Consider the following 25,657-nt stretch of genomic DNA (forward strand, 5'->3'; position numbering starts at 1 on the left):
ATGATTATCAATGCCTGCGTGCGGAAAGAGCCTGATTGTCTGGGGCTGGAACGCCCTCGCGTAACCGGCAAAGCTACCTGAATGCGCCTGACCCGTCCAGCCAAGCGGGGCTGGCACTTTGCCACAACACAAGGCATGCTAGCCGCCCTTCGGGCGTCCGGCTTATAGTGCACGTCGCGCGCCAATCCAGCCAAACCGCAGGATCACAGCTTGACCAACGTAACAAAGCCAAGTCCCCTGCGCGCAGCCCACATTGCGCCGGGTACGCCCCTGCACGGAACCCTCAAGGGCGCATTGGCGACGCTGGTCTTGTTGCTGCTCGCCCTATTGTTCTGGCAACTGCTGGACCAATTGCAGCAGAACCAGAAGAACCAACAGCAGCACACCATAGACCACAGCGCCGACCTGGCCGAGAAAATCAGCCTGAACATGGCCCTGAGCGCGCAGATCGCCCTCAACCTGCTGCCGATTGTCGAGCCCCCGGGCGACCTGGAGCAGCAACAAGCGCTGATGCGCACCCTGCAACGTTCCTTGCCAGAGTTGCGTAGCCTGGCCCTGCTTGCCCCCAGCGGCGCGATGATCCGCGACACCGCCGATGACAGCCTGGACAGTGCCTGGCTCGAAGAACTGGTCAAGCGCAGCCACGGCCAACCTTATTATTTGAGCAACAACAACGATGGCAGCGTGATCTATCTGCTGCTGCATCAGCCCAGCGGCGGCGCCAAGCTGTATTGGGCGCTGCGCCTGACGCCCAACTACCTGACCAACCTGACCCAAGAGGATGAGTACTGGCAGCGGCCGATGTGGATCGTCGAAAACCACGTCAACCACCGGATCATCAGCCGGGACAGCGGCATGCCAGTCCAGTCGCCGGCCTCCCTGACCCCGGACGAACTGAACAAAACCGTGCTGGTCACCCCCTTGAGTAAAAGTGACTGGCAACTGCGCGGGCTGTTTGATCGCGCCGCAGTGCTCGAACAACTGCTGCCCGCGTTTATCGGCAAATGCCTGCTGGGCCTGGCCTTCTCGCTGATCCCGGTGATTGTCCTGCTCAACATGCGGCGCCGCCAGCGCCAGGTCAACGAAGGCCGGCGGCGCTACCAGGATATTTTCGATGGCACCGGCGTGGCCTTGTGTGTGCTCGACCTGTCAGGTCTGCCAGGCCTTTTCGAAAAGACCGGGTTGAACAGCCGCGAGCAGTTGCAGGAGTGGCTGCAAAACAGCCCCGGGCAACGCCAGCAACTGCTCAAGGAATTGCGCATCACCGAGGTCAACCAGGTGGCTGTGCGTCTGCTCAATGTGGCGTCCTGCGAGCAAGCCTGGGAGCGCCTGATCGACGGCGGCCCGCTGCAACACATCGCGATTGGCGACCAAGTGCTCGAGGCGGTACTCACCCAGCAGAAACAGTTGGAGCTGGAGATTCAGCTCAGCGACATACAGGGCAACCCCCAATACCTGTGGCTGGTCATGCGCCTGCCCGAAGAGCAGCATGACTATAAGGCCGTGATCCTCAGCATCAGCGACATTACCAGCCGCAAGTTGATCGAACTGTCACTGGTCGAACGCGAAGGGTTCTGGTCGGACGTAGTGCGCACCGTGCCCGATCACCTGTATGTGCAGGACGTCATCAGCCAGCGGATGATTTTCAGCAACCACCATCTTGGGCACACCTTGGGCTACAACAAGCCCGAGCTGCAGCAGATGGGGGAGTACTTCTGGGAAATCCTGCTCCATCCCGAAGACGCCATGGAGTATCACGACCTGCGCCAGCAACAGCGCAGCGCCGGATACAGGAGCCAGTTGCAATGCCAACTGCGCTTTCGCCACCGCAACAATCAATGGCGCTGCTTTGAAATCCGCGAGCAGGCCCTGGCGCGAGACAAGAACGATCAGGTCACCCGCATCATTGGCGTGGCCAAGGACATTACCGACCAGATCGAAGCCAGCGAGTCCCTGCGTGACAGCGAGCAGCGCTACCGCATGCTGGCCGAAAGCATCAGCGATGTGATCTTTTCCACCGACAGCAAGCTGGCCCTCAACTACGTCAGCCCGTCAGTGAATGCCGTGCTGGGCTATGAGGTCGACTGGATCTTCAAGAATGGCTGGCAATCGACTATCGCCAACCCACAACAACTGATGGGTATCTACACCCTGATAGAACGCGTCAGCCGCGCCCTGGACAAACCCGAGGCCCTGGCGTTGCTACGCGACGACGTGCAGACCCAAGTGTTTCTGTTCGACTGCCTGCGTGCCGATGGGCGCAAGGTGCCGATCGAACTGCGGCTGGTACTGGTCTGGGATGAACAGGGTACGTTCGAAGGCATCCTCGGGGTGGGTCGCGATATCAGCCAGCAACGCCGCGCCGAGAAAGACCTGCGCATGGCGGCCACGGTATTCGAACACTCGACCTCGGCGATCCTGATCACCGATCCGGCCGGGTATATCGTGCAGGCCAACGAGGCGTTCAGCCGGGTCAGTGGCTATGCCGTGGCCGATGTGCTCGATCAATTGCCGAACATGCTGACCGTCGACGAGCAGCAGGAAGCCCACCTGCGTTACGTCCTCAAGCAATTGCACCAGCACAGCACCTGGGAAGGTGAAGTGTGGCTCAAGCGGCGCAGCGGCGAGCATTATCCGGCCTGGGTCGGGATCACCGCCGTGTTCGATGACGAGGGCGACCTGGCCAGTTATGTATGTTTTTTCAGCGACATCAGCGAGCGCAAGGCCAGCGAACAGCGCATCCACCGCCTGGCCTACTATGACGCCCTGACCCACTTGCCGAATCGGACCCTGTTCCAGGATCGGTTGCACACCGCGTTGCAGTCGGCGGAGCGGCAAAAGTCGTGGGTGGTCTTGATGTTCCTCGACCTGGACCGCTTCAAGCCGATCAACGACTCCCTGGGCCACGCCGCCGGCGACCGCATGCTCAAGGAGATGGCCACCCGCCTGCTCGGCTGCGTGGCTGAAGACGACACCGTGGCGCGCATGGGCGGCGATGAGTTCACCCTGCTCCTGCAGCCCCGCACCAGTCGGGAAATGGCGTTGAACCGGGCGATTCACGTGGCCGAGCAGATTCTCGCCAGCCTGGTGAAGCCCTTTGTGCTGGAAGGCCGTGAGTTTTTTGTCACCGCCAGCATCGGTATCGCACTGAGCCCTCAAGACGGCAACGAATTGAGCCAGTTGATGAAAAACGCCGACACCGCGATGTACCACGCCAAAGAGCGTGGCAAGAACAACTTCCAGTTCTACCAGGCCGACATGAACGCCAGTGCGCTGGAGCGCCTGGAGCTGGAAAGCGACCTGCGCCATGCCCTGGACCAGAACGAGTTCGTGCTGTATTACCAACCGCAATTCAGCGGCGACGGCAAACGCCTGACCGGTGCCGAAGCCCTGTTGCGCTGGCGTCATCCGCGCCGGGGACTGGTGCCGCCGGGGGATTTCATCCCGGTACTGGAAGAACTGGGGCTGGTGGTGGATGTGGGCGACTGGGTGATCGGCGAGGCGTGCCGCCAACTCAAGACCTGGCACCAGAACAAGGTGCGGGTACCCAAGGTCTCGGTGAACATTTCGGCGCGGCAATTCTCCGACGGTCAATTGGGCAGGCGGATCGCCAATATCCTCAAGGACACCGGCCTGCCACCGGCTTGCCTGGAACTGGAATTGACCGAAAGTATCCTGATGCGCGAAGTCAATGAAGCGATGCAGATCCTCGCCAGCCTGAAAAACCTCGGCCTGAGCATCGCTGTAGACGACTTCGGCACCGGCTACTCATCGCTCAACTACCTCAAGCAATTTCCCATCGACGTGCTGAAAATCGACCGCACCTTTGTCGATGGCCTGCCGTCCGGTGAGCAAGATGCGCAGATCGCACGCGCCATTATCGCCATGGCTCACAGCCTGAACCTGGCGGTGATCGCCGAAGGCGTGGAAACCCACGAACAACTGGACTTCCTGCGCGAACACGGCTGCGACGAAGTCCAGGGCTACCTGTTCGGGCGGCCAATGCCTGCGAACCGGTTCGAGGCGCAGTTCTGTAATGATGCCCTCTTCATGTTTGACTGACATTCGGTTGTGAGACCAATGACCCCTTCGCGAGCAAGCCCGCTGCCACGGGGGAATGTATTTCAAATGTGGGAGCGGGCTTGCTCGCGAAGGCGGCGGCACATACACCGCCCATCATCCAGATGAGCCCCGCTTGTCCGCGACATGATGTCCTTTCATATGTCTTCTAAAACCCATTGAGTTAGAATGCCCTCCTTTTCTGCCCCCGATCCTTGAGGACCGCCATGTTCAGCCGTGATTTGACTATTGCCAAGTACGACGCCGATCTCTTTGCCGCCATGGAGCAAGAAGCTCAGCGCCAGGAAGAGCACATTGAGCTGATCGCTTCGGAAAACTACACCAGCCCTGCGGTAATGGAGGCTCAAGGTTCGGTTCTGACCAACAAATACGCCGAAGGTTATCCGGGCAAGCGTTACTACGGCGGTTGCGAGTTCGTCGACGTCGTTGAACAACTGGCCATCGACCGCGCCAAGGAACTGTTCGGCGCCGATTACGCCAACGTCCAGCCACACGCCGGCTCCCAAGCCAACGCGGCCGTTTACCTGGCCCTGCTGCAAGGTGGCGACACCATCCTGGGCATGAGCCTGGCCCACGGTGGTCACCTGACCCACGGCGCCAGCGTTTCCTCCTCCGGCAAGCTGTACAACGCCGTTCAATACGGCATCGATGCCAACGGCCTGATCGACTACGACGAAGTCGAGCGCCTGGCGGTCGAGCACCAGCCAAAAATGATCGTAGCCGGTTTCTCTGCCTACTCGCAGATCCTCGACTTCCCACGTTTCCGCGCTATTGCCGACAAAGTGGGCGCCTACCTGTTCGTCGACATGGCTCACGTAGCGGGCCTGGTCGCCGCCGGCGTCTACCCGAACCCGGTGCCTTTCGCTGACGTGGTGACCACCACCACCCACAAGACCCTGCGCGGTCCACGTGGCGGCCTGATCCTGGCTCGCGCCAACGCCGAGATCGAGAAAAAGCTCAACTCCGCCGTATTCCCGGGTGCCCAGGGCGGCCCACTGGAACACGTGATCGCCGCCAAGGCCATCTGCTTCAAGGAAGCCTTGCAGCCTGAGTTCAAGACCTACCAGCAACAAGTGGTGAAAAACGCCAAGGCCATGGCCTCCGTGTTCATCGAGCGCGGTTTTGACGTGGTCTCCGGCGGTACTGAAAACCACCTGTTCCTGCTGTCGCTGATCAAGCAGGACATCTCCGGCAAAGACGCGGATGCCGCTCTGGGCAAGGCGTTCATCACCGTGAACAAGAACTCGGTGCCGAACGACCCACGCTCGCCGTTCGTCACCTCGGGCCTGCGCTTCGGCACCCCGGCCGTGACGACTCGCGGCTTCAAGGAAGCCGAGTGCAAGGAACTGGCTGGCTGGATCTGCGACATCCTGGCCGACCTGAACAACGAAGCGGTGATCGATGCCGTGCGTGAGAAGGTCAAGGCTATCTGCAAGAAGCTGCCGGTGTACGGCGCGTAATTACAGTCGCCTGAATAAGAAGCCCGGCGCCTGCGCCGGGCTTTTTTATGTCGATATGAATTCGAAATGCCGTTGACATATGGGAGCGGGCTTGCTCGCAAAGGCGGTGGATCAGTCAGCTTATTTGTGTCCGACACACCGCTTTCGCGAGCAAGTCGAATCGTCGCACCACCGCTCCCACCTTTGCTGATCGTATTTCAAATCAGGCTTGATGAACCTTTGCAAAACCCTGGCGAATCTTGTCTTCCGGCAACTCATCGGCAATAAACACAATCACACTTTCCCGCGTCTCGCCTTCGGCCCATGCGGTGTCCCAGTCGAACCCGTAGAGCTTCAGCACGCCCTGAAACACCATGCGCCGGTCTTCTCCAGCGATGTTCAGCACACCTTTATAACGCAGCAACTGTTTACCGTGGTCTTCCAGCAATTCATTCATGAACTCGCTGAGGCGGTCGATATCCAGCGGCTGTTCGGTGCGCAGCACCAGGCTGGAAATGCGATCGACGGACGGCGCCTGGCGGACCGGGCGCAGGCTCATGCCGGCGTTGAGATTGAAGCCGCGCACATCCAGCAGTTCGGCGAGGTCGATCTGGCCGTGTTGCACCACGCGGATTGGCGCGCGGCGGTTGATGCGGGTCAGGCGTTCGCTGAGGGCCTCGAAGGCGGCGTCGTCCACCAGGTCGCGCTTGCTGACCAGCAACCGGTCGGCAAACCCGATCTGCGCCTGGGCGATGGTCTGGGTCAGATGATGCTCGGCATGGGCCGCGTCCACCAGCGTAATGATGCCGTCGAGCAGGTAACGCTCGCGCAGTTCCTCATCGATAAAAAAGGTCTGGGCCACCGGCGCCGGATCGGCCAGGCCGGTGCATTCGATCACCAGGCGATCAAAGGCAATTTCGCCACTGTCCAGGCGCTCCAGCAGCAGGTACAGGGCTTTGGTCAGGTCGGTGTGGATGGTGCAGCACACGCAACCGTTGGACAGGGTCATGACTTGCACCGGCTCATCGCCCAACAGTTGGCTGTCGATGCCGGCATCGCTGAATTCGTTTTCGATCACGGCAATCTTCAAGCCGTGCTCGGTCTTGAGCAGGTGACGCAGCAAGGTGGTCTTGCCCGCACCGAGAAAGCCGCTGAGGACTGTGACGGGAATGGGAGAGGACAAAGAGATTCTCCTTGAGGGAACACAGAAACCAATGTGGGAGCGGGCTTTATGTGGGAGCGGGCTTGCTCGCGATGCAGGCAACTCGGTCTATCTGGTATACCGAGGTGATGCTATCGCGAGCAAGCCCGCTCCCACACAAGCCCGCTCCCACAGTAAATCACAGCCAGCCCGAGTACCGGGTCAACAGCACTTGGGCCCACCCTTGCCGCCGTAACGGGCCTCCTGGCGTTCCCGGAAGAACGCCTCGTAGTCCATCATCGGCTTGTCCGGGTGTTTGGTTTGCATATGCTCGACGTAGGTGTCGTAGTCGGGCATGCCGACCATCAGGCGCGCGGCCTGACCGAGGTATTTACCGAGGCGACTCAGGTCATTGAACATCGTTGAACCCTCTATTACGCGTCCGGAACCGCCTGGAAGGGCGACTCTTTATCCGTGCGTTCCTTATTGCCCCAGGCGGCGACGCCGACCTTGAGCGCATAGAACAGGATACTGAACACCACGAACAGGAACAGCACCGTCAACGTCGCGTTGGTGTAGGCGTTCCAGATCACGTGCTGCATCTGTTCGATACTCTTGGCCGGAGCCAGGATCTGCCCGCTGGCCAACGCATCGCTGTACTTCTTCGCCAGCGACAGGAAGCCGATCGCCGGGTTGGCGTCAAACAGCTTGATGAAGCCTGCGGCGGTGGTGCAGATCAGCAGCCAGATGGCCGGCAACATCGTCACCCAGATATAGCGTTGGCGCTTCATTTTGATCAGCACCACGGTGGCGAGCATCAGTGCGATACCGGCCAGCATCTGGTTGGAAATACCGAACAGCGGCCACAAGGTGTTGATCCCACCCAGCGGATCGATCACGCCCTGATACAGCAAGTAGCCCCACATCGCCACGCAGCCGGCAGTCGCCACCAGGTTGGCGGTCCAGGACTCGGTGCGCTTGAGCGCCGGGACGAAAGAGCCGAGCAGGTCCTGCAGCATGAAACGCCCGGCACGGGTGCCGGCGTCGACCGCGGTCAGGATAAACAGCGCTTCGAACAGGATCGCAAAGTGGTACCAGAACGCCATGGTGTTTTCACCCGGCAGCACACTGTGCAGAATCTGCGCGATACCCACCGCCAGGGTTGGCGCACCGCCGGCGCGGGCCAGAATGGTGGTTTCACCGATGTCATTGGCGACCGCTTGCAGCGCGTCCGGGGTAATGGCAAAGCCCCAGCTGCTGACGGTTTGCGCGACTGTCACCACATCGCTGCCGACCACCGCGGCCGGGCTGTTCATGGCGAAGTACACACCAGGCTCGATCACCGAGGCGGCAACCATCGCCATGATGGCCACGAACGACTCCATCAACATGCCGCCGTAACCGATGTAGCGCGAGTGGGCTTCATTGGCCAGCAGCTTGGGCGTGGTGCCCGAAGAGATCAGCGCGTGGAACCCGGACACTGCACCACAAGCGATGGTGATGAACAGGAACGGGAACAGACCGCCTTTCCAGACCGGGCCAGTACCGTCGACAAACTGGGTCAGCGCCGGCATTTTCAGCTCTGGCATGGTGACCAGGATACCGATAGCCAGAGCGACGATGGTGCCGATCTTCAGGAAGGTCGACAGGTAGTCACGTGGGGCCAGGATCAGCCAGACCGGCAATACCGCGGCCACAAAACCGTAACCGACCAACATCCAGGTGATCTGGATTCCGGTGAACGTGAAGGCCTCGGCCCACACAGGATCAGCGGCAATCTGCCCACCCAGCCAGATCGAACCCAGCAGCAGCAACACCCCGATGATCGAGATTTCGCCAATCCGCCCCGGACGGATGTAGCGCATGTAAACGCCCATGAACATCGCGATCGGGATGGTCGCCATGACCGTGAATATGCCCCACGGACTTTCGGCCAGGGCCTTGACCACGATCAGCGACAGCACCGCGAGGATGATGATCATGATCAGGAAGCAGCCAAACAGCGCAATGGTCCCGGGAATGCGGCCCATTTCCTCGCGGACCATGTCCCCCAGGGATCGACCGTTACGACGCGTGGAGAGGAACAGGATCATGAAATCCTGCACCGCGCCCGCCAGCACCACGCCGGCAATCAGCCACAAAGTGCCGGGCAGATACCCCATCTGCGCCGCCAACACCGGGCCGACCAACGGGCCTGCGCCGGCAATCGCCGCGAAGTGGTGACCAAAGAGAATGTGTTTGTTGGTCGGCACATAGTCCAGACCGTCGTTGTTGACCACCGCGGGGGTCGCCCGCCGAGGATCGAGTTGCATCACATGATTAGCGATGAACAGGCTGTAGTAACGATAGGCCACCAGATAAATGGCGACTGCCGCAACGACAATCCACAAGGCGTTGATCGCCTCGCCTCGCCGCAAGGCCACTACGCCCAGGGCGCACGCACCTACAATTGCCAGCACCAACCAGGGTAAATGGCGTGCCAGGCTATTATTATTTTTCATTTTTATATTCCAGCCAGGTTGGACAGAAAGAAAGCCAGCCCGAGTTTAGCTTGCCCTGCTCCAAAGGCCACCCCCCTACGTTGGTCTAGAGCCTTGGAAAGACGAAAAAAGCGGAAATAATCGCTCGCGGATGGCGCGGGACTACACTCTATTGACCTAACCGAGGGTTTGACCATGAGCGAACAGCCGTCAGATCGACGCCGTTTTCGGCGGATTGCCTTCGATGCCAAGACCGAGCTTCAGCAAAACGGCCAGGAATGGCCAGTGCAACTGGTGGATTTATCGCTGAAAGGGCTGCTGGTGCGACGTCCGTCCCCCTGGCTGGGAAACGGCGCCGAACCCTTCGATGTCGATATCCATCTGGATGACGATACCGATGTGCAGATGCAAGTGCGCTTGACCCATGACGACCATGGGCAATTGGGTTTTGTCTGTGAGCATATCGACCTGGACTCCATCAGCCATTTGCGCAGGCTGATTGAATTGAACCTCGGCGATCCGGAGGAACTGGAGCGGGAGCTAGGCGCCTTGCTCGAAATCTGACCAGCCTTGCAGGTGCGGCGGTGTTACTCGAACAACGCATCCAACGCCTGCTCCAGACGCGTGACCGCGATAATCTGCAACCCCGGCGGCGCCTCTTTCGGCGCATTGCCCTTGGGCACGATGGCCCTTTTGAAGCCGTGCTTGGCGGCCTCCTTGAGACGCTCCTGACCGCTGGGCACCGGGCGCACTTCGCCCGACAGGCCCACCTCGCCAAACACCAGCAGATCGTGAGGCAACGGCCGATTGCGCAGGCTCGACATCACCGCCGCCATCAGCGCGAGATCGGAGGCGGTTTCCAATACCTTGACCCCGCCCACCACGTTGAGGAACACGTCCTGATCATGGGTCGGAATCCCGCCATGGCGGTGCAATACCGCCAGTAGCATCGCCAGACGATTCTGATCCAGGCCCAGGGTCACGCGGCGCGGGTTGGCCAGGTGGCTGTCATCGACCAGCGCCTGGACTTCCACCAGCATTGGCCGAGTGCCTTCCCACGTCGCCATCACCACGCTGCCCGGGACTTCTTCCTGCGCCCGCGTGAGAAAGATCGCCGACGGGTTGGAGACCTCTTTCAGCCCCCGGTCGGTCATGGCGAACACACCCAGCTCATTGACTGCGCCGAAACGGTTTTTCACCGCCCGCAACAGACGCAGCCGACCGTCCGATTCCCCTTCGAAATACAACACGGTGTCGACCATATGCTCCAACACTCGCGGCCCGGCCAGCGCGCCCTCCTTGGTCACGTGGCCCACCAGGAAAATCGCCGTGCCGCTCTGCTTCGCATAACGCACCAACAGCGCTGCGCTCTCGCGCACCTGGGAAACACCGCCCGGCGCGGATTGCAGCTGTTCGGTAAAAATCGTCTGGATCGAATCGATCACCATGACCTTGGGTTTTTCCAGGCGGGCGGTGGCGATGATGCTTTCGATGCAGGTTTCGGTCATGACCCGCAGTTTGTCCTGGGGCAAGCCCAGCCGACGGGCGCGCATCGCCACTTGCTGCTGGGATTCCTCGCCCGTGACATACAGCGCCGACATGCGGCTGGCGATGCTGCACAGGGTTTGCAGGAGGATGGTGGATTTGCCGATGCCCGGATCGCCGCCGATCAGTACCACCGAACCGTCCACCAGGCCACCACCGAGTACCCGATCCAGTTCACCGGATGCGGTGGAAAAACGCGGAATCTCTTCGACGCTGACTTCGGCCAGGGTCTTGATCTGGGCCTGTTGGCCCGTCCAGCCGGAACGACCGCTGGGCGCCGCTGCGCCACCGCTTTCCACCAGGGTTTCAGTGAGGGTGTTCCACGCGCCGCATTCACCGCATTGGCCAGCCCACTTGGGAAAGGTCGCGCCGCACTCCGTGCAGCCGTACATGCGCTTGGCCTTTGCCATCGTCGAGAATCTCCAACCGAAAAACCGCGATGATAGCTCAGCGTGGCGCCACAGTACGGATTTCACCGCGGGCTAATCGTGAAGCGCTGTTACCCAGCGGATCCTCGACGTTTAAGTCGGCGCCCTTGGCCTTCAACGCCTCGAGTAACTCGACGCGCTTGAACAGCCCGGCATACATCGCCGCCGTCTGCCCGGCAGCATTGCGCTGGTCGGGATTGCAGGGGGTCGCCAGCAAACGCCGGGCGATGCTCAGCTCACCCTTGAAAATCGCGCCCATCAGCGCCGTGTTGCCGCGCAGGTCCTGGACGCAAGCATCGGCGCCAGCCGCCAGCAAATGCTCCACATACGCGCCTTGGCCGTGGTAGGCCGCGAGGATCAGCGCGGTATAGCCCTTCTCGTCCTGGGTATTGAGTGAGTAACCGGATTCGATAAAGGTGTTGAGCATTTCCACGTCGCCCCGACGGGCGGCATCGAAGTAATAAGTCTGCAGTTGCGCCTTGACCGCCTGCGGATCGGCGGATTCGGCCTGCACGCTGAATGTCAGCAGGGCGGCAAGTAAACCGAGATAGATACGCATGGGGCTTCTCCTGTACGTGTCGACGCCCGGCACCGGGCGTCGACAGCCATCAACGGTCAGTCGGTGAGCTTTTCAGCCAGCGCCTTGACCCGCGCCAGGTCACCTTTGGCAACCTTGGTCACGCCCGTGCCGTACTCCGGGTCGGCCTTGTACAGGAACGACAGGATGATGTGCTTGCTCGCTTCATCGGTGGTCGCCAGGGAGCCGCCAAAGTTTTCGATCAAGTCCTGGCGTTCCTTTTGGCTGTAGGAACGGTACAAATCGCCCGCCTGCTTGAAGTTCTGCTCACGCTGAATCTTCGCCTGCTGCGTGCTGCCCGACACGGCCATCTGGCTGTAGCGTGCGCTTTGCGGCTCTTCCCGAGGAGCCAGGCGGCTTGGCTGGTAGTTCACGCCGCTGGTGGTTTTGCCGAGGTTCATCGCGCCATCCTGGTTGCCGTTGTTGACGGTGACCCGTGGCGCGTTGATCGGCAGTTGCAGGGCATTGGCGCCCAATCGGTACATCTGTGTATCAGCGTAGGAAAAAACCCGGCCTTGCAGCAGACGATCTTCCGACGGTTCAATGCCCGGCACCAAATTGGCCGGCGCCATGGCCACTTGTTCGGTTTCCTGGAAAACATTCGCCGGGTTGCGGTTCAACACCATTTGTCCAACTTTGCGCTCTGGCACGCCCGGCCAGATTTTAGTGGCATCCAAAGGATCGAAATCAAACGCGGCAAGCTCTTCAGGCTTGAGTACTTGCACGTACAAGTCCCACTTGGGGAAGTCGCCCTTATTGATATGCGTGACCAAGTCGTTAGTCATGTGGCTGTAATCACGGCCCTGGACTTCAACCACTTGTTTCGGGTCAAGATTGTTCAGGCCTTGCAGACTCTTCCAGTGGAACTTGACGTAATGAACCTGGCCTTTGGCATTGATCAACTTGTAGGCATGTACACCGTTGCCATCCATCTCCCGGTAACTGGCGGGAGTGCCGGCGTCCGAGTACAGCTCGGTCAGCGTGCGAGTGGCCTCCGGAACATGCGAGAAGAAGTCGAAACGGCGCGAGTCATCATCCAGGTTAGTGCGCGGATCGGGTTTGAAAGCATGCACCATGTCCGGAAACTTGATGGCGTCGCGGATAAAAAACGTCGGGAAGTTATTGCCGACCAAGTCCCAATTACCGTCGGCGGTATAGAACTTGGTCGCAAAACCGCGAGGGTCGCGCAGGGTTTCCGGGGAATGGTTGCCGTGGACCACCGCGGAGAAGCGCACAAATACCGGTGTGGTCTCGCCTGCCGCAAAGACTTTGGCCTTGGTCAGGTCAGTCAGGTTGTCGGTTACCGTAAACGTGCCATGAGCCCCCGTACCCCGGGCATGAACGACGCGCTCAGGAATGCGCTCGCGGTCGAAACGTTGCAGTTTCTGGATCAACTGCACGTCTTGCAGGAGGACCGGCCCGGTCGCGCCGGCCGTTTGCGAGTTCTGGTTGTCGCCGACCGCCGCGCCATTATCCCGGGTCAGGTTGGCCGCTTGCACAGACAGCGTTACCAGGCTGACGGTAGCAATCACCATCAGCTTTCGCGCAGCAAAAGGCCTGCGACTCATAAGGTTGTTCATCAGCAATTCCTCTGGTTGTTGTGTGCACTTAAAGGAGTGCTTGTCAGAGGCTAGTGACCTGGGCGCAAGAAGATAAATAGAAAACCCTGAACACCCTAATATAGAAAAAAAGCTGGTAATTCACTGAAATGACGGATATTTCGCGCGCGATTGATGGCACTTTGCAAACTATTTGCGTTTTAATGTGTCGATAGCACCGAACAGTGTTAACCGTTGTATCGGGCAAGCCTGGCCATACTGATTTACACTGGATTTCATCTTTCTCAACTGTAACAAGGAATAACCTATGGGCGTGATCAGTGAGTTCAAGGCCTTCGCGGTCAAAGGTAATGTGGTCGACATGGCGGTCGGTATTATCATCGGCGCCGCCTTCGGCAAAATTGTTTCTTCCTTTGTGGGCGACGTGGTGATGCCTCCCATCGGTCTGTTGATCGGCGGTGTGGACTTCGGGGACCTTGCCATTACGCTCAAGGCAGCTCAGGGCGATGTTCCTGCCGTTGTCCTGGCCTACGGCAAGTTCATTCAGAGCCTCATTGACTTCGTGATCGTGGCATTCGCGATTTTCATCGGTGTAAAGGCCATCAACCGCCTCAAGCGCGAAGAAGCCGTGGCACCCAGCCTGCCACCGGTACCCACCAAGGAAGAGGAATTGCTGGGCGAGATCCGTGATCTGCTCAAGGCTCAGAACAACAAGCCTCTGTAGCTGAGCGGCGGTTTAGAGCGGCTGCGATGACGGGTTGGGGTTGGTTTGTGACCATACCAACCCCAACCCAGGCTGATGCCCGACAATCCCACAGGCCAAGCGCCTTTTTCTACCAGTAGTTTTCCACCGCAACCTGCCCTGGCCGACGGCTCAGGCTCAATTGCATGTCCCTCTGTTTAAGCAGTTGACGGGTGTCATCGATCATCTGCGGGTTGCCGCAAATCATCACCCGTGAATGCTCCGGGGTCAGCGCAACACCCGCGGCGCGTTCCAGCTCGCCGTTTTCGATCAACGTGGTGATGCGCCCATTCAATGCGCCTGGATGCTGCTCGCGGGTGACGATGGGCAGGTAGGTCAGTTTATGGGCATGTTCGGCGAGGTATTCGCGTTCGCCCAACTCTCTGATCAACGCTTGATAAGCCAGCTCCCTGGCTTGCCGAGCGCTATAGACCAGGACGATCCGCTCGAACTTTTCCCACACCTCGAAATCCTGCAGGATCGACAGAAACGGTGCGACGCCGGTGCCGGTCCCCAGCAACCACAGATCCCGGCCATCGACAAACCGGTCCAGCGTCAGAAAGCCGGTGGCCTGACGTTCGACCAACAGTTCATCACCCACGCGCAAGCGACTCAACTCACTGGTGAATTCCCCCCCAGGAACCACGATGGAGAAAAAATCCAGGTACTCATCAAACGGCGACGACACCACGGAGTAGGCTCGCCATACCAGGCTCCCGTCACTTTTGGCCACCCCCAGGCGCACGAACTGTCCCGCGCGAAAGCGGAAGCCGGGATCTCGAGTGGTCCGTAAGGTAAACAGGCCAGGGGTCAGCGATTGCACGTCAATCAAGGTCTGTCGGGTGTATTTTTCGGCACTGGCGGTCATGGAGGGCTCCGTTTGGCTGGTGGCCCTAGTATCCCTCAAAAGGCAATGGGTTAAACACCTACATCAAGCAATGGCATTTAAACGCAATGTTTAACAACTAATTCCGGCGAATGTGAAAACTTCGTGAAACGCAAAATACGCCGGTCAGACTTAGAGCAAACAGTCTAACTAAAGGTGATATCAATATGATTTCACCTGCAACAGTTTTGCTATATAAGTTAATCCCATAACGGCTATTAGTTCTGCATAGTGCCTCGCCGCAGTTGCATTCCCTCGAAGATAAGCCCTTAAAAAACCTGAATAAAACTAACCCGCACGATTTTTCTCAATACCTGTCTCGCGAAAAAACACGCATAACGTGGCCCTGGCTAAGAGCGAAAATTCCCACGCGCAATTCAAACCATGTCCTACACTGCGCTGTACAAAATGGATCTAACCCACTCCACCTGAGTGCGACTCATGGAGAGTTTCCGATGGTCAAATGGCGCAACACCCGTCCCCCAAAACTGGAAGCGGAAAGTGAAGTGACAACTATGTTTGAAGCTGCCCTGAACATTACGTATGAGCTAGGCTTCGACTACTGCGGCTTCACAATGGGCGCTAACGTGCTCTATCGCTCCAACAAGAACGTTCATCTCAATAACTATCCAATTGAATTGAATAAAGCCTATAAACAAGAAAAGTACTTCGAGATGGATCCGCTCGTAGCTCACTGTAAAGACAGCGTGCTCCCTATTGTCTGGGAAGAAAAAACCTTTTCTGCCGTGCCTGACCTGTGGGCTCACGTACATTCCCACGGTTTGAGTTTTGGCTGGGCGCAGTCGGTGCATGACGTCAGGGGCCTTTTCAGCATGATCAGCCTGAGTCGGCGCGCAGGGCCGGTACAAGCAGAAGAACTGTATGAGAAAGCCGGCCAGGTACTGTGGATGTGTCACGCCCTGCATACGGTCGTCGCCAAAACCTTCGTCGGTGACGCGCCCGTGCAGCCCGCTCACAAGCTGACAGCACGCGAGACCGAGATACTGCAATGGTCGGCGTTGGGCAAGACGGCTTCCGATATTGCGACGATTTTGTGCCTGTCAGAGCGCACCGTCGGCTTTCATGTCAGCAGTTCGATGAAGAAGCTCGGGGTCAACAACAAGATTGCCGCCGTCATCACTGCCGTGAAACGCGGCTTGTTTTGATCCACGACCGTTAGGGAACCTGATCTACACCGGTTAAAACACAGCATGTAATCCTGTCGAAAAAAACGTAATATTTACCGTCAGTTCTGAGTGATGACGCCTCTACACACCCGGCGTCGCAGTCCACTCAGAGGGTCCCTCCTGCTGCCCATTGCGGCGTCACCCGTCGATTATCCAGAGTCTCCCCCGCCATGCCCCTGCTCCACAGCCCCTTCGCCCAACTCGATCTGATCCGCCAGCCAGAGCAGCCCAATGAACCGCTGCAAGCCTTCGATGCCGCCGACGAGTACTTGCTGAGCTACCTGGCCGAGCAACAGCCAGCAGCCGCGACTCGCGTACTGGTGCTCAATGACAGCTTTGGCGCCTTGGCGGCCAGCCTCGAGGGGCATGTGCAGGTCACCAGCAGTGGCGACTCGTTCCTGGGGGCCCTGGCCCTGCAGCAGAACCTGCTGCGCAACGGCAAGGCGTTCGATGCCGTCGCGCTGGTACCGGCGAGTCAGGTATCCGACGGGCCTTTCGATCGCGTGCTGATCCGTGTGCCAAAAACCCTGGCGCTGCTGGAGGAGCAATTGATCCGCCTGCAAGGTCAACTGGCGCCTGGCGCCGAGGTGATCGCCGCAGCGATGGTCAAGCATCTGCCGCGTGCCGCCGGTGAATTGCTGGAGCGTTACATCGGACCGATGCATGCATCACTGGCGGTAAAAAAAGCGCGATTGTTGATCGCCACCCTGGCTGACCGTCCACCAGCCGTATCGCCCTACCCCACGCGCTATCGCTTGGACACCCCGGCCATCGAGCTGCTCAACCACGCCAATGTGTTCTGCCGCGAGGGCCTGGACATCGGCACCCGTGCCTTCCTGCCCCATTTACCGCAAAACCTGGGCAGCGCCCACGTAGCGGACCTGGGTTGCGGCAATGGGGTATTGGCCATCGCCAGCGCCCTGCAAAACCCCGACGCTCGGTACACCTTGGTGGATGAGTCGTACATGGCCGTGCAATCGGCCGCCGAGAACTGGCAGGCGGCGCTGGGTGAGCGGGCCGTGACCATTCGTCCCGGCGATGGCCTGGCCGATCAAGCGCCGCAATCCCTTGACGTCGTACTGTGCAATCCGCCGTTCCACCAACAGCAGGTAGTCGGCGACTTTCTCGCCTGGCGCATGTTCCAGCAGGCCCGTGAAGCCTTGGTGGTCGGCGGTGCGTTGTACATCGTGGGCAACCGCCACCTGGGTTATCACAGCAAGCTGGCGCGGCTGTTTCGCGGCGTCGAACAGGTCGCAGCCACGCCGAAGTTTGTGATCCTCAAGGCACGCAAATAAAACCAGGACAAAAAAAACCCTCCGCAAGGAGGGTCATGAAACCGTGCCGCAAGGCAACGGGATGGGCTATCAGTGGGTGCTCAAGCCCGCGGCGTTCATGAACATGCGCATCAGGCTGGCCACCACGAACAAGGCCAGGACGCTGCCGGTCCAGATCATCGTCAGCCAACCCACGCGTTGCCAGAGCGGCTTTTTCTCGGCCTGCTTTATATCGTCCAGCGAAGGTTTACCGGGCATGGGGCGGTCCTCCTAGTGATAACCGTCTTCGTGAGTCACCTTGCCGCGGAACACGTAGTAGCTCCAGAAGGTGTAACCCAGGATGAACGGGATGATGAACAGTGTGCCCACCAGCATGAAGCCTTGGCTTTGCGGCGGCGCGGCAGCGTCCCAGATCGAGATCGACGGCGGCACGATGTTCGGCCACAGGCTGATACCCAAGCCGCTGTAGCCGAGAAAGATCAGCACCAGCGTCAGCAGGAAGGGTGTGTAATGGGCGTTACGCGCCACCGCGCGCACCAGGCCATACATGGTCACCAACACCAGAATCGGCACCGGCAGGAACCAGAACAGGTTCGGCAGGGTGAACCAGCGCGAGGCGATTTCCGGGTGGGACAGCGGCGTCCAGAGACTGACGATACCGATCACCGCCAACACCACGAAGGCCAGCGGCCGCGCCAGGTCGTGCATTTGCTCCTGTAACTTGCCTTCGGTCTTCATGATCAGCCAGGTGCAACCCAACAGCGCATAGGCGACGATCAGCGCCACGCCGCAGAACAAGGTGAACGGCGTGAACCAGTCCAGTGAACCGCCGGCGAACTGCCGGTCGACCACCGGGAAACCGTCGATAAACGCCCCCAGCGCGACGCCCTGGAAGAAGGTAGCGGTCAGCGAACCGCCGATAAATGCCTTGTCCCACAGGTGACGCTTGTGATCCTTGGCCTTGAAGCGAAACTCAAAGGCCACGCCACGGAAGATCAAGCCGATCAACATCAGGATCAGCGGCAGGTACAACGCCGAGAGCACCACCGAGTAGGCCAGCGGGAACGCGCCGAACAGCGCCGCGCCCCCGAGCACCAGCCAGGTTTCGTTACCGTCCCAGACCGGGGCGACGGTGTTCATCATCACGTCACGGTCGGTCTTGCCCGGAATGAAGGGAAAGAGAATGCCAATCCCCAGGTCAAAACCGTCCATGACCACGTACATCATGATGCCGAAGATGATGATTACGGCCCAGATCAGCGGAAGATCAATACCCATGACTCAATTCCCCTTGTTCAGACTGTCGCCATCATCGGCATCGCCGCTGTCATCGGCCGCCGACAGTGGCCGCGCGGGTGTGCGCTTCTGTCCTGGACCGCCATGCGCCGGCTCGGTGATGTCGTGGGTAACCGGGCCTTTGCGCACCAGGCGCATCATGTAGCCGAGGCCGGCACCAAACAGCGCGAAGTACACCACCACAAACAACACCAGCGTAATACTCATCTGCGCCAGGCTATGGTTGGAGGACGCATCCGCCGTGCGCATCAGCCCGTAGACCACCCACGGCTGACGCCCGATTTCAGTGGTGAACCAGCCGGCGAGGATCGCGATCAATCCCGACGGCCCCATCCATAGCGCCAGGTACAGGAACGGTTTGCTGCTGTACAGCCGGTCGCCCTTGCGCAGCCAGAGCGCAAGCAGACCGGTGAAAATCATCAGCAAGCCGAGGCCGACCATGATCCGGAACGACCAGAACACGATGGTCGAGTTCGGTCGGTCCTCAGGCGCAAACTCCTTGAGGGCCGGCACCTGCTTGTCCAGGGAGTGAGTGAGAATCAGGCTACCCAGGTACGGGATTTCCACCGCGTATTTGGTTTTTTCGGCCTGCATGTCCGGCCAGCCGAACAGAATCAGCGGGGTCGGCTCGTTGCCAACGTTCTCCCAGTGACCTTCAATCGCGGCGATTTTTGCCGGTTGATGCTTCAGCGTGTTGAGACCGTGGAAGTCACCGACCACCGCCTGGATCGGCGCGACAATCAGCGCCATCCACATGGCCATCGACAGCATGGTGCGGATCGCCGGGTTGTCTTTGCCCCGCAGCAAGTGCCAGGCCGCCGAAGCGCCGACGAAGAACGCCGTGGCGACGAAGGCCGCGATCGACATGTGCAGCAGGCGGTAAGGGAACGACGGGTTGAAGATCACCGCCAGCCAGTCCACCGGGATCACTCGCCCATCAATGATTTCGAAGCCCTGGGGAGTTTGCATCCAACTGTTGGACGCGAGGATCCAGAAGGTCGAAATCAGCGTGCCCACGGCCACCATGACCGTCGCAAAAAAGTGCAGCTTGCGCCCGACCTTGTTCCAGCCGAACAGCATCACCCCAAGAAAACCGGCTTCGAGAAAGAACGCAGTGAGCACTTCATACGTCAGCAGCGGCCCGGTGATCGCACCGGCGAAGTCCGAAAAGCGGCTCCAGTTGGTACCGAACTGGTACGCCATGACCAAACCGGAGACCACGCCCATGCCGAAGTTGACCGCAAAGATCTTCGACCAGAAATGGTAGAGGTCGCGGTACGTGTCGTTGTGGGTCTTGAGCCACAGGCCTTCCAGCACCGCAAGGTAACTGGCCAGGCCGATGGTGATGGCCGGGAACAGGATGTGGAATGAGATGGTGAACGCGAATTGGATTCGGGCGAGATCTAGTGCCTCCAAACCGAACATAAGTCTTCCTCTGTCAGGTAATTCAGGCTGCTGGCTGATGGGCCTGCACCCACTGCCCCCACGGATATGGAGTGTGGCGAATTGCAATTCGTTCTTTTTATTACCGACCACGTAGGGAATCTGGCCAAGTGGCCGCCCGATCAACGCCGAAACCGGCATTGATCTGGATCAAGCATCGATAAAAGAGTAGTCCCATTCTCCGGATTGCACTGTGTGGTCTTTTGCCGCGTGACAGGTTGCCTCAGTCAAGTGGGTGTCTTGCCAAGGGTAGGTTGGATCTCGCAACTATTTGTTACACGCAGATGCTAACCTCGCTCTTCCTCACGCTCAGTCCAGTCTTTCCGATGCCCAGTGAACCCGAGTTGCTGTTACGTCACCACCGCCCTTTCATCGCGTTCTGGCTGGCGCGGATCTTTACCGCCAGTGGTTTCCAGATGCTCACGGTGGCCATCGGCTGGAACCTCTATCAACTGACCGGCAATGTGCTGGACCTGGGCCTGGTGGGCCTGGTGGAGTTCGTGCCACGGGTGTTGTTCATGCTGCACACCGGGCATGTCGCCGACCGTTATGAACGACGCAAGGTCGCCGCCATCTGCCAGACGCTCCAGGCGATGATTGCGTTGTCGCTGGTGATTGGCAGCCTGACGGGCAATATCACCCGCGAAATGATCTTCATCCTGGCGTTCCTGTTGGGCGCCGCCCGTTCCTTTGAAATGCCCACCACCCAAGCCTTGCTGCCCAGCATCGTGCCCAGCGCACTGTTTCCTCGGGCCGTGGCCGCCGCGCAGTCGGCTCAACAATCGGCAACCATTGTCGCCCCGGCCCTCGGTGGTCTGCTGTATGCCTTTGGCAGCACCTGGGTATATGGCCCGACCGTCGTGTTGTACCTGATCGCCTGCGTGCTGACCCTGAACCTGCCTGCCCGTCAAATGCCCCTGAACAAAGGCAAGGCGACACTGGATTCGTTGCTCGCCGGCATCCGCTTTATCCGCAGCCGGCCTGACATCCTCGGAGCCATTTCCCTCGACCTGTTCGCCGTGCTGTTGGGCGGCGCAACTGCATTGCTGCCGGTGTTCGCCAAGGACATTCTGTTGACCGGCGCCTGGGGTCTTGGCCTGCTGCGCTCGGCGCCGGCGGTGGGCGCACTGTTGATGTCGTTGTGGCTGGCGCGCTTTGCCGTGGATCGCCACGTCGGGCGCGTGATGTTTACGGCCGTGGGCGTATTTGGCGTGGCGACCATTGCGTTCGGGCTCTCCACCTCATTCTGGTTTTCCCTGGCGGTGCTGGTGGTGCTGGGCGCGGCAGACATGATCAGCATGGTCATTCGCGCCTCGTTCGTGCAGTTGGAAACCCCCGATGAGATGCGTGGCCGGGTCAGTGCGGTCAATGGATTGTTCATCGGCGCTTCCAATCAGTTGGGCGAATTTGAATCCGGCGTCACCGCGCACTGGCTGGGCACCGTGCCTGCCGTGGTGTTGGGTGGTGTCGGTACGCTGCTGGTGACCGGGGTCTGGATCAGACTGTTCCCGAGCCTGGCCAAGCGTGATCGCATGCATACGCCGGTTGAAGACTCGCGGTTGGCTTGAGGCCGACTGAGACTTGGCTGAGATCGATCAGTCAAGAGATGAAGATCCTTGGGACGTGTCGAGCTTGAGCCATGTTGCGTGGACCGCCCCTCACCCTAACCCTCTCCCCAGAGGGGAGAGGGGACTGAACGGGAAATATTGGCAATCTATGGCAACCTGAAAAAGCAGCTTTGAATCCATAATCAAAACGGTTTTTCAGGTCGCAAATTTTCTCAGCCCACTTCGGTCTGTCCTCTCGCCCCTCTGGGGAGAGGGTTAGGGTGAGGGGCTACCGCCAACGCGCACGTTTACAACACCTTATCCAGCGTAATCGGAAACTCCCGTACCCGCTTACCCGTAGCATGATAAATCGCATTCGCCACCGCCGCCGCGACCCCGACTATGCCAATCTCACCGACGCCCTTGGAGCCCAGCGCATTCACAATCTCGTCGTGTTCCTCAACGAAGAGCACGTCAATTTCGCCGACATCGGCATTCACCGGAATGTGGTATTCAGCCAGGCTGTGATTCATGTAACGCCCCAACTGATGGTCGACCTGAGTCTCCTCATGCAAGGCCATGCCAATCCCCCACACCACGCCACCCAAGATCTGGCTACGGGCCATTTTCGGATTGACCACCCGCCCGGCCGCCACCGCGCTGACCACCCGACTGACCTTGATGGTGCCCAGGTCTTCATCCACCCGCACCTCGACGAACACCGCCGAATGCGTGGCCGAGGCATAGCCTTTGCGGCGCTCGTCCGGTTCGCTGTCGACCTGCACTTCCAGGCACTGCTCGCCGCTGTCACGCACCAATTGCGCCAGGTCAATGTGCTGCTCGCCGGCGTGCAACTGAGCATTTTCAAAGCGCGCCGACTGCGCCTCGCTAAAGGCCGGATATGTCTTGCGGGCCACCGTCAGCAGTTTTTCATTCAAGGCTTCACAGGCTTGCTGCACCGCCGTGCCGACCGACGACACGGTAAACGAACCGCCTTGCAGCGGTGCCGTGGGCAGTGACGAGTCACCGAGGATAAAGCGCACATCGTCCATCGCCACGCCACAAGTCTGCGCCGCGATCTGGGTCATCACCGTGTAGGTGCCCGTGCCGATGTCGGTGGTCGCACTGCTCACCGTGAGTTTGCCCTCGTGATCGATCGAGGCCTTGGCGCTGGCCTTCATTTGCATCGCCTCCCACACCCCGCCCGCCATGCCCCAGCCAATCAACTGGCGGCCCTCGCGCATGCTGCGCGGTTCCGGGTTGCGCTGACTCCAGCCAAAACGCTCGGCGCCTTCGCGGTAACACTCGCGCAAGGCTTTGCTGGACCAGGGCTTGTCTTCGTTCTGATTGCGTTCGGCATAGTTGATCAGGCGCAACTGCACCGGATCGATGGCCAGGGCACAGGCCAGTTCATCCATCGCGCACTCCAGGCCAATCAACCCGAGGGCGGCGCCAGGGGCACGCATATCCAGCGGAGTGAACACGTCCAGCGGCACCAATTTGTAGGTCAGTTGCACGTTGTCGCAGTGATAAAGCATGCCGCTCCATTCCACCACGTGCTCGCTGAAGTCCTCGAAACGCGATGTCTGGCCAATGGCGGTATGCCCCATCGCCAGCAACCGACCATTTGCCGCCGCGCCTATTTGCAGGCGCTGCAAGGTGCGCGGGCGATAGCCGAAAGTGAACATCTGCTGACGAGTCAGGGTGACCCGTACCGACCGCTTCAGCGCCAGTGACGCCATCACCGCTAGCGGCAATTGGTACTGCGGGCGCAAGCCGGAGCCAAATGCCCCGCCAACGAACGCGGCGAAAACCCGGACCTGGCTTTTATCCAGGCCAAATACTTTCTGCACGTAGGCCTGGCAGTTTTGCGTGCCCTGGGTCTTGTCGTGGATATGCAGCGTGCCGTCCGCCTGGTACAGCACGGTACTCGCGTGCGGCTCCATCGGGTTGTGGTGTTCGATGGGGGTGCTGTAGTGCAAATCCAGGTGGATGGCAGCGCCGGCCCATTCGGCCTGAAAGTTGCCACGCGGCTTGGGCAGTTCCTGAGGCGACGGATGAGCCTGCTCACGTAACGCGAGCAGGTCGGTTTCAGCGGCTTCGCGTTCATACTCGATGCGCACCAGCGACCCGGCATGGCGCGCCAGCTCCAGGTTATCGGCAATCACCAGGGCCAACGGTTGACCGCTGTACAGCACGCGATCGTTGTAGAGCGGACGGAACGGCGAGCCGTCGGCGGCATCGGCATCGGCGTAGCTGTCGTCATAGCTGGCCAGCCTGGGCCGGTTGAGGTGATCGAGCACCATCACCACGCCCGGCAATGCCAACGCCTGTGAAGCGTCAATACGCAGCACACGGCCCTTGGCGATGCTGCTGGACACTACGCTGCCGTGCAGCAGGCCCTCTTCAGCAAACTCACCGGCGTAACGGGCCTGACCGGTGACCTTGAGCAGACCGTCGACCCGGTCCAACGGTTTGCCGATGGCACTCATGAGCGATCTCCCGCAACTGCAGCATCGCTCAAGGCGCGAATGATCGCCCGGCGTGCCAGTTTGATCTTGAAGGCGTTGTGTTCAAGGGGCCGGGCATCCTGCAACAGCGCCTCGGCCGCCGCGCTGAAGGTCTCGCGACTGACGGGTTGCCCTATCAAGGCCGCTTCCACCGCGCGGTCACGCCACGGTTTGTGGGCGACACCGCCCAAGGCCAGGCGCGCATCGCGGATCACCTCGCCGTCCAGCTGCAGCGCGGCGGCGACCGACACCAGGGCGAAGGCATAAGAGGCACGGTCGCGGATTTTCAGGTAATGACTGTGAGCCGCCAGATGGTCGGCGGGCAATTCAATGGCGGTGATCAGTTCATCATCGGCCAGTTGGTTGTCTCGCTGTGGCGCATCGTCCGGCAGCCGGTGAAAGTCGGCAAACTCAATCACCCGCGCGCCGCCACGCCCTTGCACATGCACGCGTGCTTCCAGTGCGGCCAGGGCCACGCACATGTCCGACGGGTGTGTGGCGACGCACTGCTCGCTGGCCCCGAGGATCGCGTGGATACGATTCAAACCGTGCCGTGCCGGGCAGCCGCTGCCAGGTTCGCGCTTGTTGCACGGCACGGCGGCGTCATAGAAGTAATAGCAGCGCGTGCGCTGCAACAGGTTACCGCCGGTGCTGGCCATGTTGCGCAGTTGCGGCGAAGCACCGGCCAGGATCGCCTGGGACAGCAGCGGGTAACGTTGTTCGATCAAGGGATGCCACGCCAGGTCGGCATTGCTCACCAAGGCGCCGATCATCACGCCACCGGCCGGCGTCTGCTCAATCTCGCGCAGTGGCAGCCCGGTAATGTCGATCAGGTGCTCGGGGTGGCTGATGTTCTCTTTCATCAGGTCCAGCAGGTTGGTGCCACCGGCAATGAAACGCGAGGTCGCGCTGCTCAGCGCCACGGCTGCCTGTACATCGGCGGGTTTGCTGTAGTGAAAGGGATTCATTGCTCACCTCCCGACGCTCGGCACGCCGGCAACGCTTCTTGCACTGCATCGCGAATATTGTTGTAGGCACCGCAGCGGCACAGGTTGCCGCTCATCAATTCCTGAATCTGCGCCGCATCATGGGCACGGCCTTCTCGAGCCAGGCCTATCGCCGAACAAATCTGCCCGGGGGTGCAGTAGCCACACTGGAACGCGTCGTGCTTGATGAAGGCCTGCTGCATCGGGTGCAACGTGTCGCCAGTGGCCAACCCTTCGACGGTGGTCAATTCGGCGCCGTCGCACATGACCGCCAACGTCAGGCAGGCGTTGATCCGCTTGCCATTGAGCAACACGGTGCAGGCGCCACACTGACCGTGGTCGCAGCCTTTTTTACTGCCGGTCAGGTCCAGTTGCTCACGCAACAGATCCAACAGCGTGGTCCAGGGCAACACCTCCAGTTGGCGGGCTTGACCATTGAGGACCAGGTTAATCGAATGTCCGACAAACGGCTTGGCCGCCGCGCCAGTAGGGATCGCGCTCATAAACACCTCACGGTTGGTGTGCATTCGCGGCGTT

20 protein-coding genes are annotated in these 25,657 nt (G+C 59.9%); 7 read left to right on the top strand and 13 right to left on the bottom strand.

The genetic code is table 11. The annotated features are described in order from the left end of the window. Positions 1-210 precede the first annotated feature (210 nt). Both AC6CIA_RS03630 and glyA read left to right on the top strand, forming a co-directional pair. Positions 211-4,062, top strand: a complete 3,852-nt coding sequence (locus tag AC6CIA_RS03630; protein WP_498310650.1) for a sensor domain-containing protein — start codon at positions 211-213, stop codon at positions 4,060-4,062. Between the two features lie 224 nt (positions 4,063-4,286). Next, on the top strand, positions 4,287-5,540 hold the full coding sequence (gene glyA / locus AC6CIA_RS03635) for a serine hydroxymethyltransferase (RefSeq protein ID WP_339529010.1): 1,254 nt from the start codon (positions 4,287-4,289) through the stop codon (positions 5,538-5,540). Positions 5,541-5,742: 202 nt separating this feature from the next. Here the strand turns inward: glyA and yjiA are convergent, their stop codons facing one another. The 3 genes from yjiA to AC6CIA_RS03650 all read right to left on the bottom strand — a co-directional run bounded on the left by yjiA (position 5,743) and on the right by AC6CIA_RS03650 (position 9,161). Then, a complete protein-coding gene (gene yjiA / locus AC6CIA_RS03640) occupies positions 5,743-6,702 on the bottom strand; it encodes a GTPase (protein WP_498310651.1) in 960 nt (319 codons plus the stop codon). Positions 6,703-6,882: 180 nt separating this feature from the next. Next, on the bottom strand, positions 6,883-7,080 hold the full coding sequence (locus AC6CIA_RS03645) for a YbdD/YjiX family protein (protein ID WP_084376418.1): 198 nt from the start codon (positions 7,078-7,080) through the stop codon (positions 6,883-6,885). A gap of 14 nt (positions 7,081-7,094) precedes the next feature. Next, positions 7,095-9,161 (bottom strand): carbon starvation CstA family protein, encoded by a 2,067-nt coding sequence (locus AC6CIA_RS03650; protein ID WP_498310652.1) that lies wholly within the window; start codon positions 9,159-9,161, stop codon positions 7,095-7,097. 174 nt (positions 9,162-9,335) lie between these two features. Here AC6CIA_RS03650 and AC6CIA_RS03655 point away from each other — a divergent pair, with 174 nt between their 5' ends. Continuing rightward, complete coding sequence (locus AC6CIA_RS03655; protein ID WP_498310653.1) at positions 9,336-9,704, top strand: PilZ domain-containing protein; 369 nt, start codon at positions 9,336-9,338, stop codon at positions 9,702-9,704. 23 nt (positions 9,705-9,727) lie between these two features. Here the strand turns inward: AC6CIA_RS03655 and radA are convergent, their stop codons facing one another. From radA to AC6CIA_RS03670, 3 genes are read right to left on the bottom strand one after another with little or no spacing between them, the layout of a single operon-like run. Further along, positions 9,728-11,095 (bottom strand): DNA repair protein RadA, encoded by a 1,368-nt coding sequence (gene radA, locus AC6CIA_RS03660; RefSeq protein ID WP_498310654.1) that lies wholly within the window; start codon positions 11,093-11,095, stop codon positions 9,728-9,730. Positions 11,096-11,132: 37 nt separating this feature from the next. Then, positions 11,133-11,672, bottom strand: a complete 540-nt coding sequence (locus AC6CIA_RS03665) for an ankyrin repeat domain-containing protein (RefSeq protein ID WP_498310655.1) — start codon at positions 11,670-11,672, stop codon at positions 11,133-11,135. 56 nt (positions 11,673-11,728) lie between these two features. Further along, on the bottom strand, positions 11,729-13,225 hold the full coding sequence (locus AC6CIA_RS03670) for a catalase (protein WP_498310845.1): 1,497 nt from the start codon (positions 13,223-13,225) through the stop codon (positions 11,729-11,731). A gap of 331 nt (positions 13,226-13,556) precedes the next feature. Here AC6CIA_RS03670 and mscL point away from each other — a divergent pair, with 331 nt between their 5' ends. After that, complete coding sequence (gene mscL, locus AC6CIA_RS03675; protein ID WP_339530311.1) at positions 13,557-13,973, top strand: large-conductance mechanosensitive channel protein MscL; 417 nt, start codon at positions 13,557-13,559, stop codon at positions 13,971-13,973. Between the two features lie 109 nt (positions 13,974-14,082). On the opposite strand, the gene AC6CIA_RS03680 is transcribed toward mscL, so the two are convergent. After that, positions 14,083-14,859 (bottom strand): ferredoxin--NADP reductase, encoded by a 777-nt coding sequence (locus tag AC6CIA_RS03680; RefSeq protein ID WP_339530309.1) that lies wholly within the window; start codon positions 14,857-14,859, stop codon positions 14,083-14,085. 473 nt (positions 14,860-15,332) lie between these two features. Here AC6CIA_RS03680 and AC6CIA_RS03685 point away from each other — a divergent pair, with 473 nt between their 5' ends. Beyond that, positions 15,333-16,043 carry a helix-turn-helix transcriptional regulator gene (locus AC6CIA_RS03685; protein WP_498310656.1) on the top strand — a complete coding sequence of 237 codons (711 nt, stop codon included), beginning with the start codon at positions 15,333-15,335 and terminating at the stop codon, positions 16,041-16,043. A gap of 191 nt (positions 16,044-16,234) precedes the next feature. After that, a complete protein-coding gene (locus AC6CIA_RS03690; protein ID WP_498310657.1) occupies positions 16,235-17,359 on the top strand; it encodes a methyltransferase in 1,125 nt (374 codons plus the stop codon). Positions 17,360-17,428: 69 nt separating this feature from the next. Here AC6CIA_RS03690 and AC6CIA_RS03695 read toward each other — a convergent pair whose 3' ends face one another. From AC6CIA_RS03695 to AC6CIA_RS03705, 3 genes are read right to left on the bottom strand one after another with little or no spacing between them, the layout of a single operon-like run. After that, positions 17,429-17,596, bottom strand: coding sequence for a DUF2474 domain-containing protein (locus AC6CIA_RS03695; protein WP_498310658.1), 168 nt, complete (start codon positions 17,594-17,596; stop codon positions 17,429-17,431). Positions 17,597-17,608: 12 nt separating this feature from the next. Then, on the bottom strand, positions 17,609-18,616 hold the full coding sequence (cydB, locus tag AC6CIA_RS03700) for a cytochrome d ubiquinol oxidase subunit II (RefSeq protein ID WP_339530304.1): 1,008 nt from the start codon (positions 18,614-18,616) through the stop codon (positions 17,609-17,611). 3 nt (positions 18,617-18,619) lie between these two features. Next, a complete protein-coding gene (locus AC6CIA_RS03705; RefSeq protein WP_498310659.1) occupies positions 18,620-20,059 on the bottom strand; it encodes a cytochrome ubiquinol oxidase subunit I in 1,440 nt (479 codons plus the stop codon). Between the two features lie 344 nt (positions 20,060-20,403). Here AC6CIA_RS03705 and AC6CIA_RS03710 point away from each other — a divergent pair, with 344 nt between their 5' ends. Next, on the top strand, positions 20,404-21,645 hold the full coding sequence (locus AC6CIA_RS03710) for an MFS transporter (protein ID WP_339530301.1): 1,242 nt from the start codon (positions 20,404-20,406) through the stop codon (positions 21,643-21,645). Positions 21,646-21,932: 287 nt separating this feature from the next. Here AC6CIA_RS03710 and AC6CIA_RS03715 read toward each other — a convergent pair whose 3' ends face one another. From AC6CIA_RS03715 to AC6CIA_RS03725, 3 genes are read right to left on the bottom strand one after another with little or no spacing between them, the layout of a single operon-like run. Continuing rightward, entirely contained in the window at positions 21,933-24,116 is a 2,184-nt protein-coding gene (locus AC6CIA_RS03715) for a xanthine dehydrogenase family protein molybdopterin-binding subunit (RefSeq protein WP_498310660.1), read from the bottom strand. Then, positions 24,113-25,102 carry an FAD binding domain-containing protein gene (locus AC6CIA_RS03720; protein WP_339530297.1) on the bottom strand — a complete coding sequence of 330 codons (990 nt, stop codon included), beginning with the start codon at positions 25,100-25,102 and terminating at the stop codon, positions 24,113-24,115. Before AC6CIA_RS03720 ends, AC6CIA_RS03715 begins: the two co-directional genes overlap by 4 nt. Further along, the gene (locus tag AC6CIA_RS03725) at positions 25,099-25,623 is read right to left on the bottom strand and encodes a (2Fe-2S)-binding protein (RefSeq protein WP_339530332.1); all 525 of its coding nucleotides are present in this window, start codon (positions 25,621-25,623) and stop codon (positions 25,099-25,101) included. The genes AC6CIA_RS03720 and AC6CIA_RS03725 overlap by 4 nt, the downstream gene beginning before the upstream one ends. Positions 25,624-25,657 lie beyond the last annotated feature (34 nt).

Source organism: Pseudomonas sp. GQ91, from assembly GCF_059758795.1.

What these genes read in the sequence shown, in the direction of transcription:
- glyA (WP_339529010.1), top strand. Translation starts at nt 4,287, where the DNA reads ATGTTCAGCCGTGATTTGACTATTGCCAAGTACGACGCCGATCTCTTT.
- AC6CIA_RS03645 (WP_084376418.1), bottom strand. Translation starts at nt 7,080, where the DNA reads ATGTTCAATGACCTGAGTCGCCTCGGTAAATACCTCGGTCAGGCCGCG.
- AC6CIA_RS03650 (WP_498310652.1), bottom strand. Translation starts at nt 9,161, where the DNA reads ATGAAAAATAATAATAGCCTGGCACGCCATTTACCCTGGTTGGTGCTG.
- AC6CIA_RS03655 (WP_498310653.1), top strand. Translation starts at nt 9,336, where the DNA reads ATGAGCGAACAGCCGTCAGATCGACGCCGTTTTCGGCGGATTGCCTTC.
- radA (WP_498310654.1), bottom strand. Translation starts at nt 11,095, where the DNA reads ATGGCAAAGGCCAAGCGCATGTACGGCTGCACGGAGTGCGGCGCGACC.
- AC6CIA_RS03665 (WP_498310655.1), bottom strand. Translation starts at nt 11,672, where the DNA reads ATGCGTATCTATCTCGGTTTACTTGCCGCCCTGCTGACATTCAGCGTG.
- AC6CIA_RS03670 (WP_498310845.1), bottom strand. Translation starts at nt 13,225, where the DNA reads ATGGTGATTGCTACCGTCAGCCTGGTAACGCTGTCTGTGCAAGCGGCC.
- mscL (WP_339530311.1), top strand. Translation starts at nt 13,557, where the DNA reads ATGGGCGTGATCAGTGAGTTCAAGGCCTTCGCGGTCAAAGGTAATGTG.
- AC6CIA_RS03680 (WP_339530309.1), bottom strand. Translation starts at nt 14,859, where the DNA reads ATGACCGCCAGTGCCGAAAAATACACCCGACAGACCTTGATTGACGTG.
- AC6CIA_RS03685 (WP_498310656.1), top strand. Translation starts at nt 15,333, where the DNA reads ATGGTCAAATGGCGCAACACCCGTCCCCCAAAACTGGAAGCGGAAAGT.
- AC6CIA_RS03690 (WP_498310657.1), top strand. Translation starts at nt 16,235, where the DNA reads ATGCCCCTGCTCCACAGCCCCTTCGCCCAACTCGATCTGATCCGCCAG.
- AC6CIA_RS03695 (WP_498310658.1), bottom strand. Translation starts at nt 17,596, where the DNA reads ATGCCCGGTAAACCTTCGCTGGACGATATAAAGCAGGCCGAGAAAAAG.
- cydB (WP_339530304.1), bottom strand. Translation starts at nt 18,616, where the DNA reads ATGGGTATTGATCTTCCGCTGATCTGGGCCGTAATCATCATCTTCGGC.
- AC6CIA_RS03705 (WP_498310659.1), bottom strand. Translation starts at nt 20,059, where the DNA reads ATGTTCGGTTTGGAGGCACTAGATCTCGCCCGAATCCAATTCGCGTTC.
- AC6CIA_RS03710 (WP_339530301.1), top strand. Translation starts at nt 20,404, where the DNA reads ATGCCCAGTGAACCCGAGTTGCTGTTACGTCACCACCGCCCTTTCATC.
- AC6CIA_RS03715 (WP_498310660.1), bottom strand. Translation starts at nt 24,116, where the DNA reads ATGAGTGCCATCGGCAAACCGTTGGACCGGGTCGACGGTCTGCTCAAG.
- AC6CIA_RS03720 (WP_339530297.1), bottom strand. Translation starts at nt 25,102, where the DNA reads ATGAATCCCTTTCACTACAGCAAACCCGCCGATGTACAGGCAGCCGTG.
- AC6CIA_RS03725 (WP_339530332.1), bottom strand. Translation starts at nt 25,623, where the DNA reads ATGAGCGCGATCCCTACTGGCGCGGCGGCCAAGCCGTTTGTCGGACAT.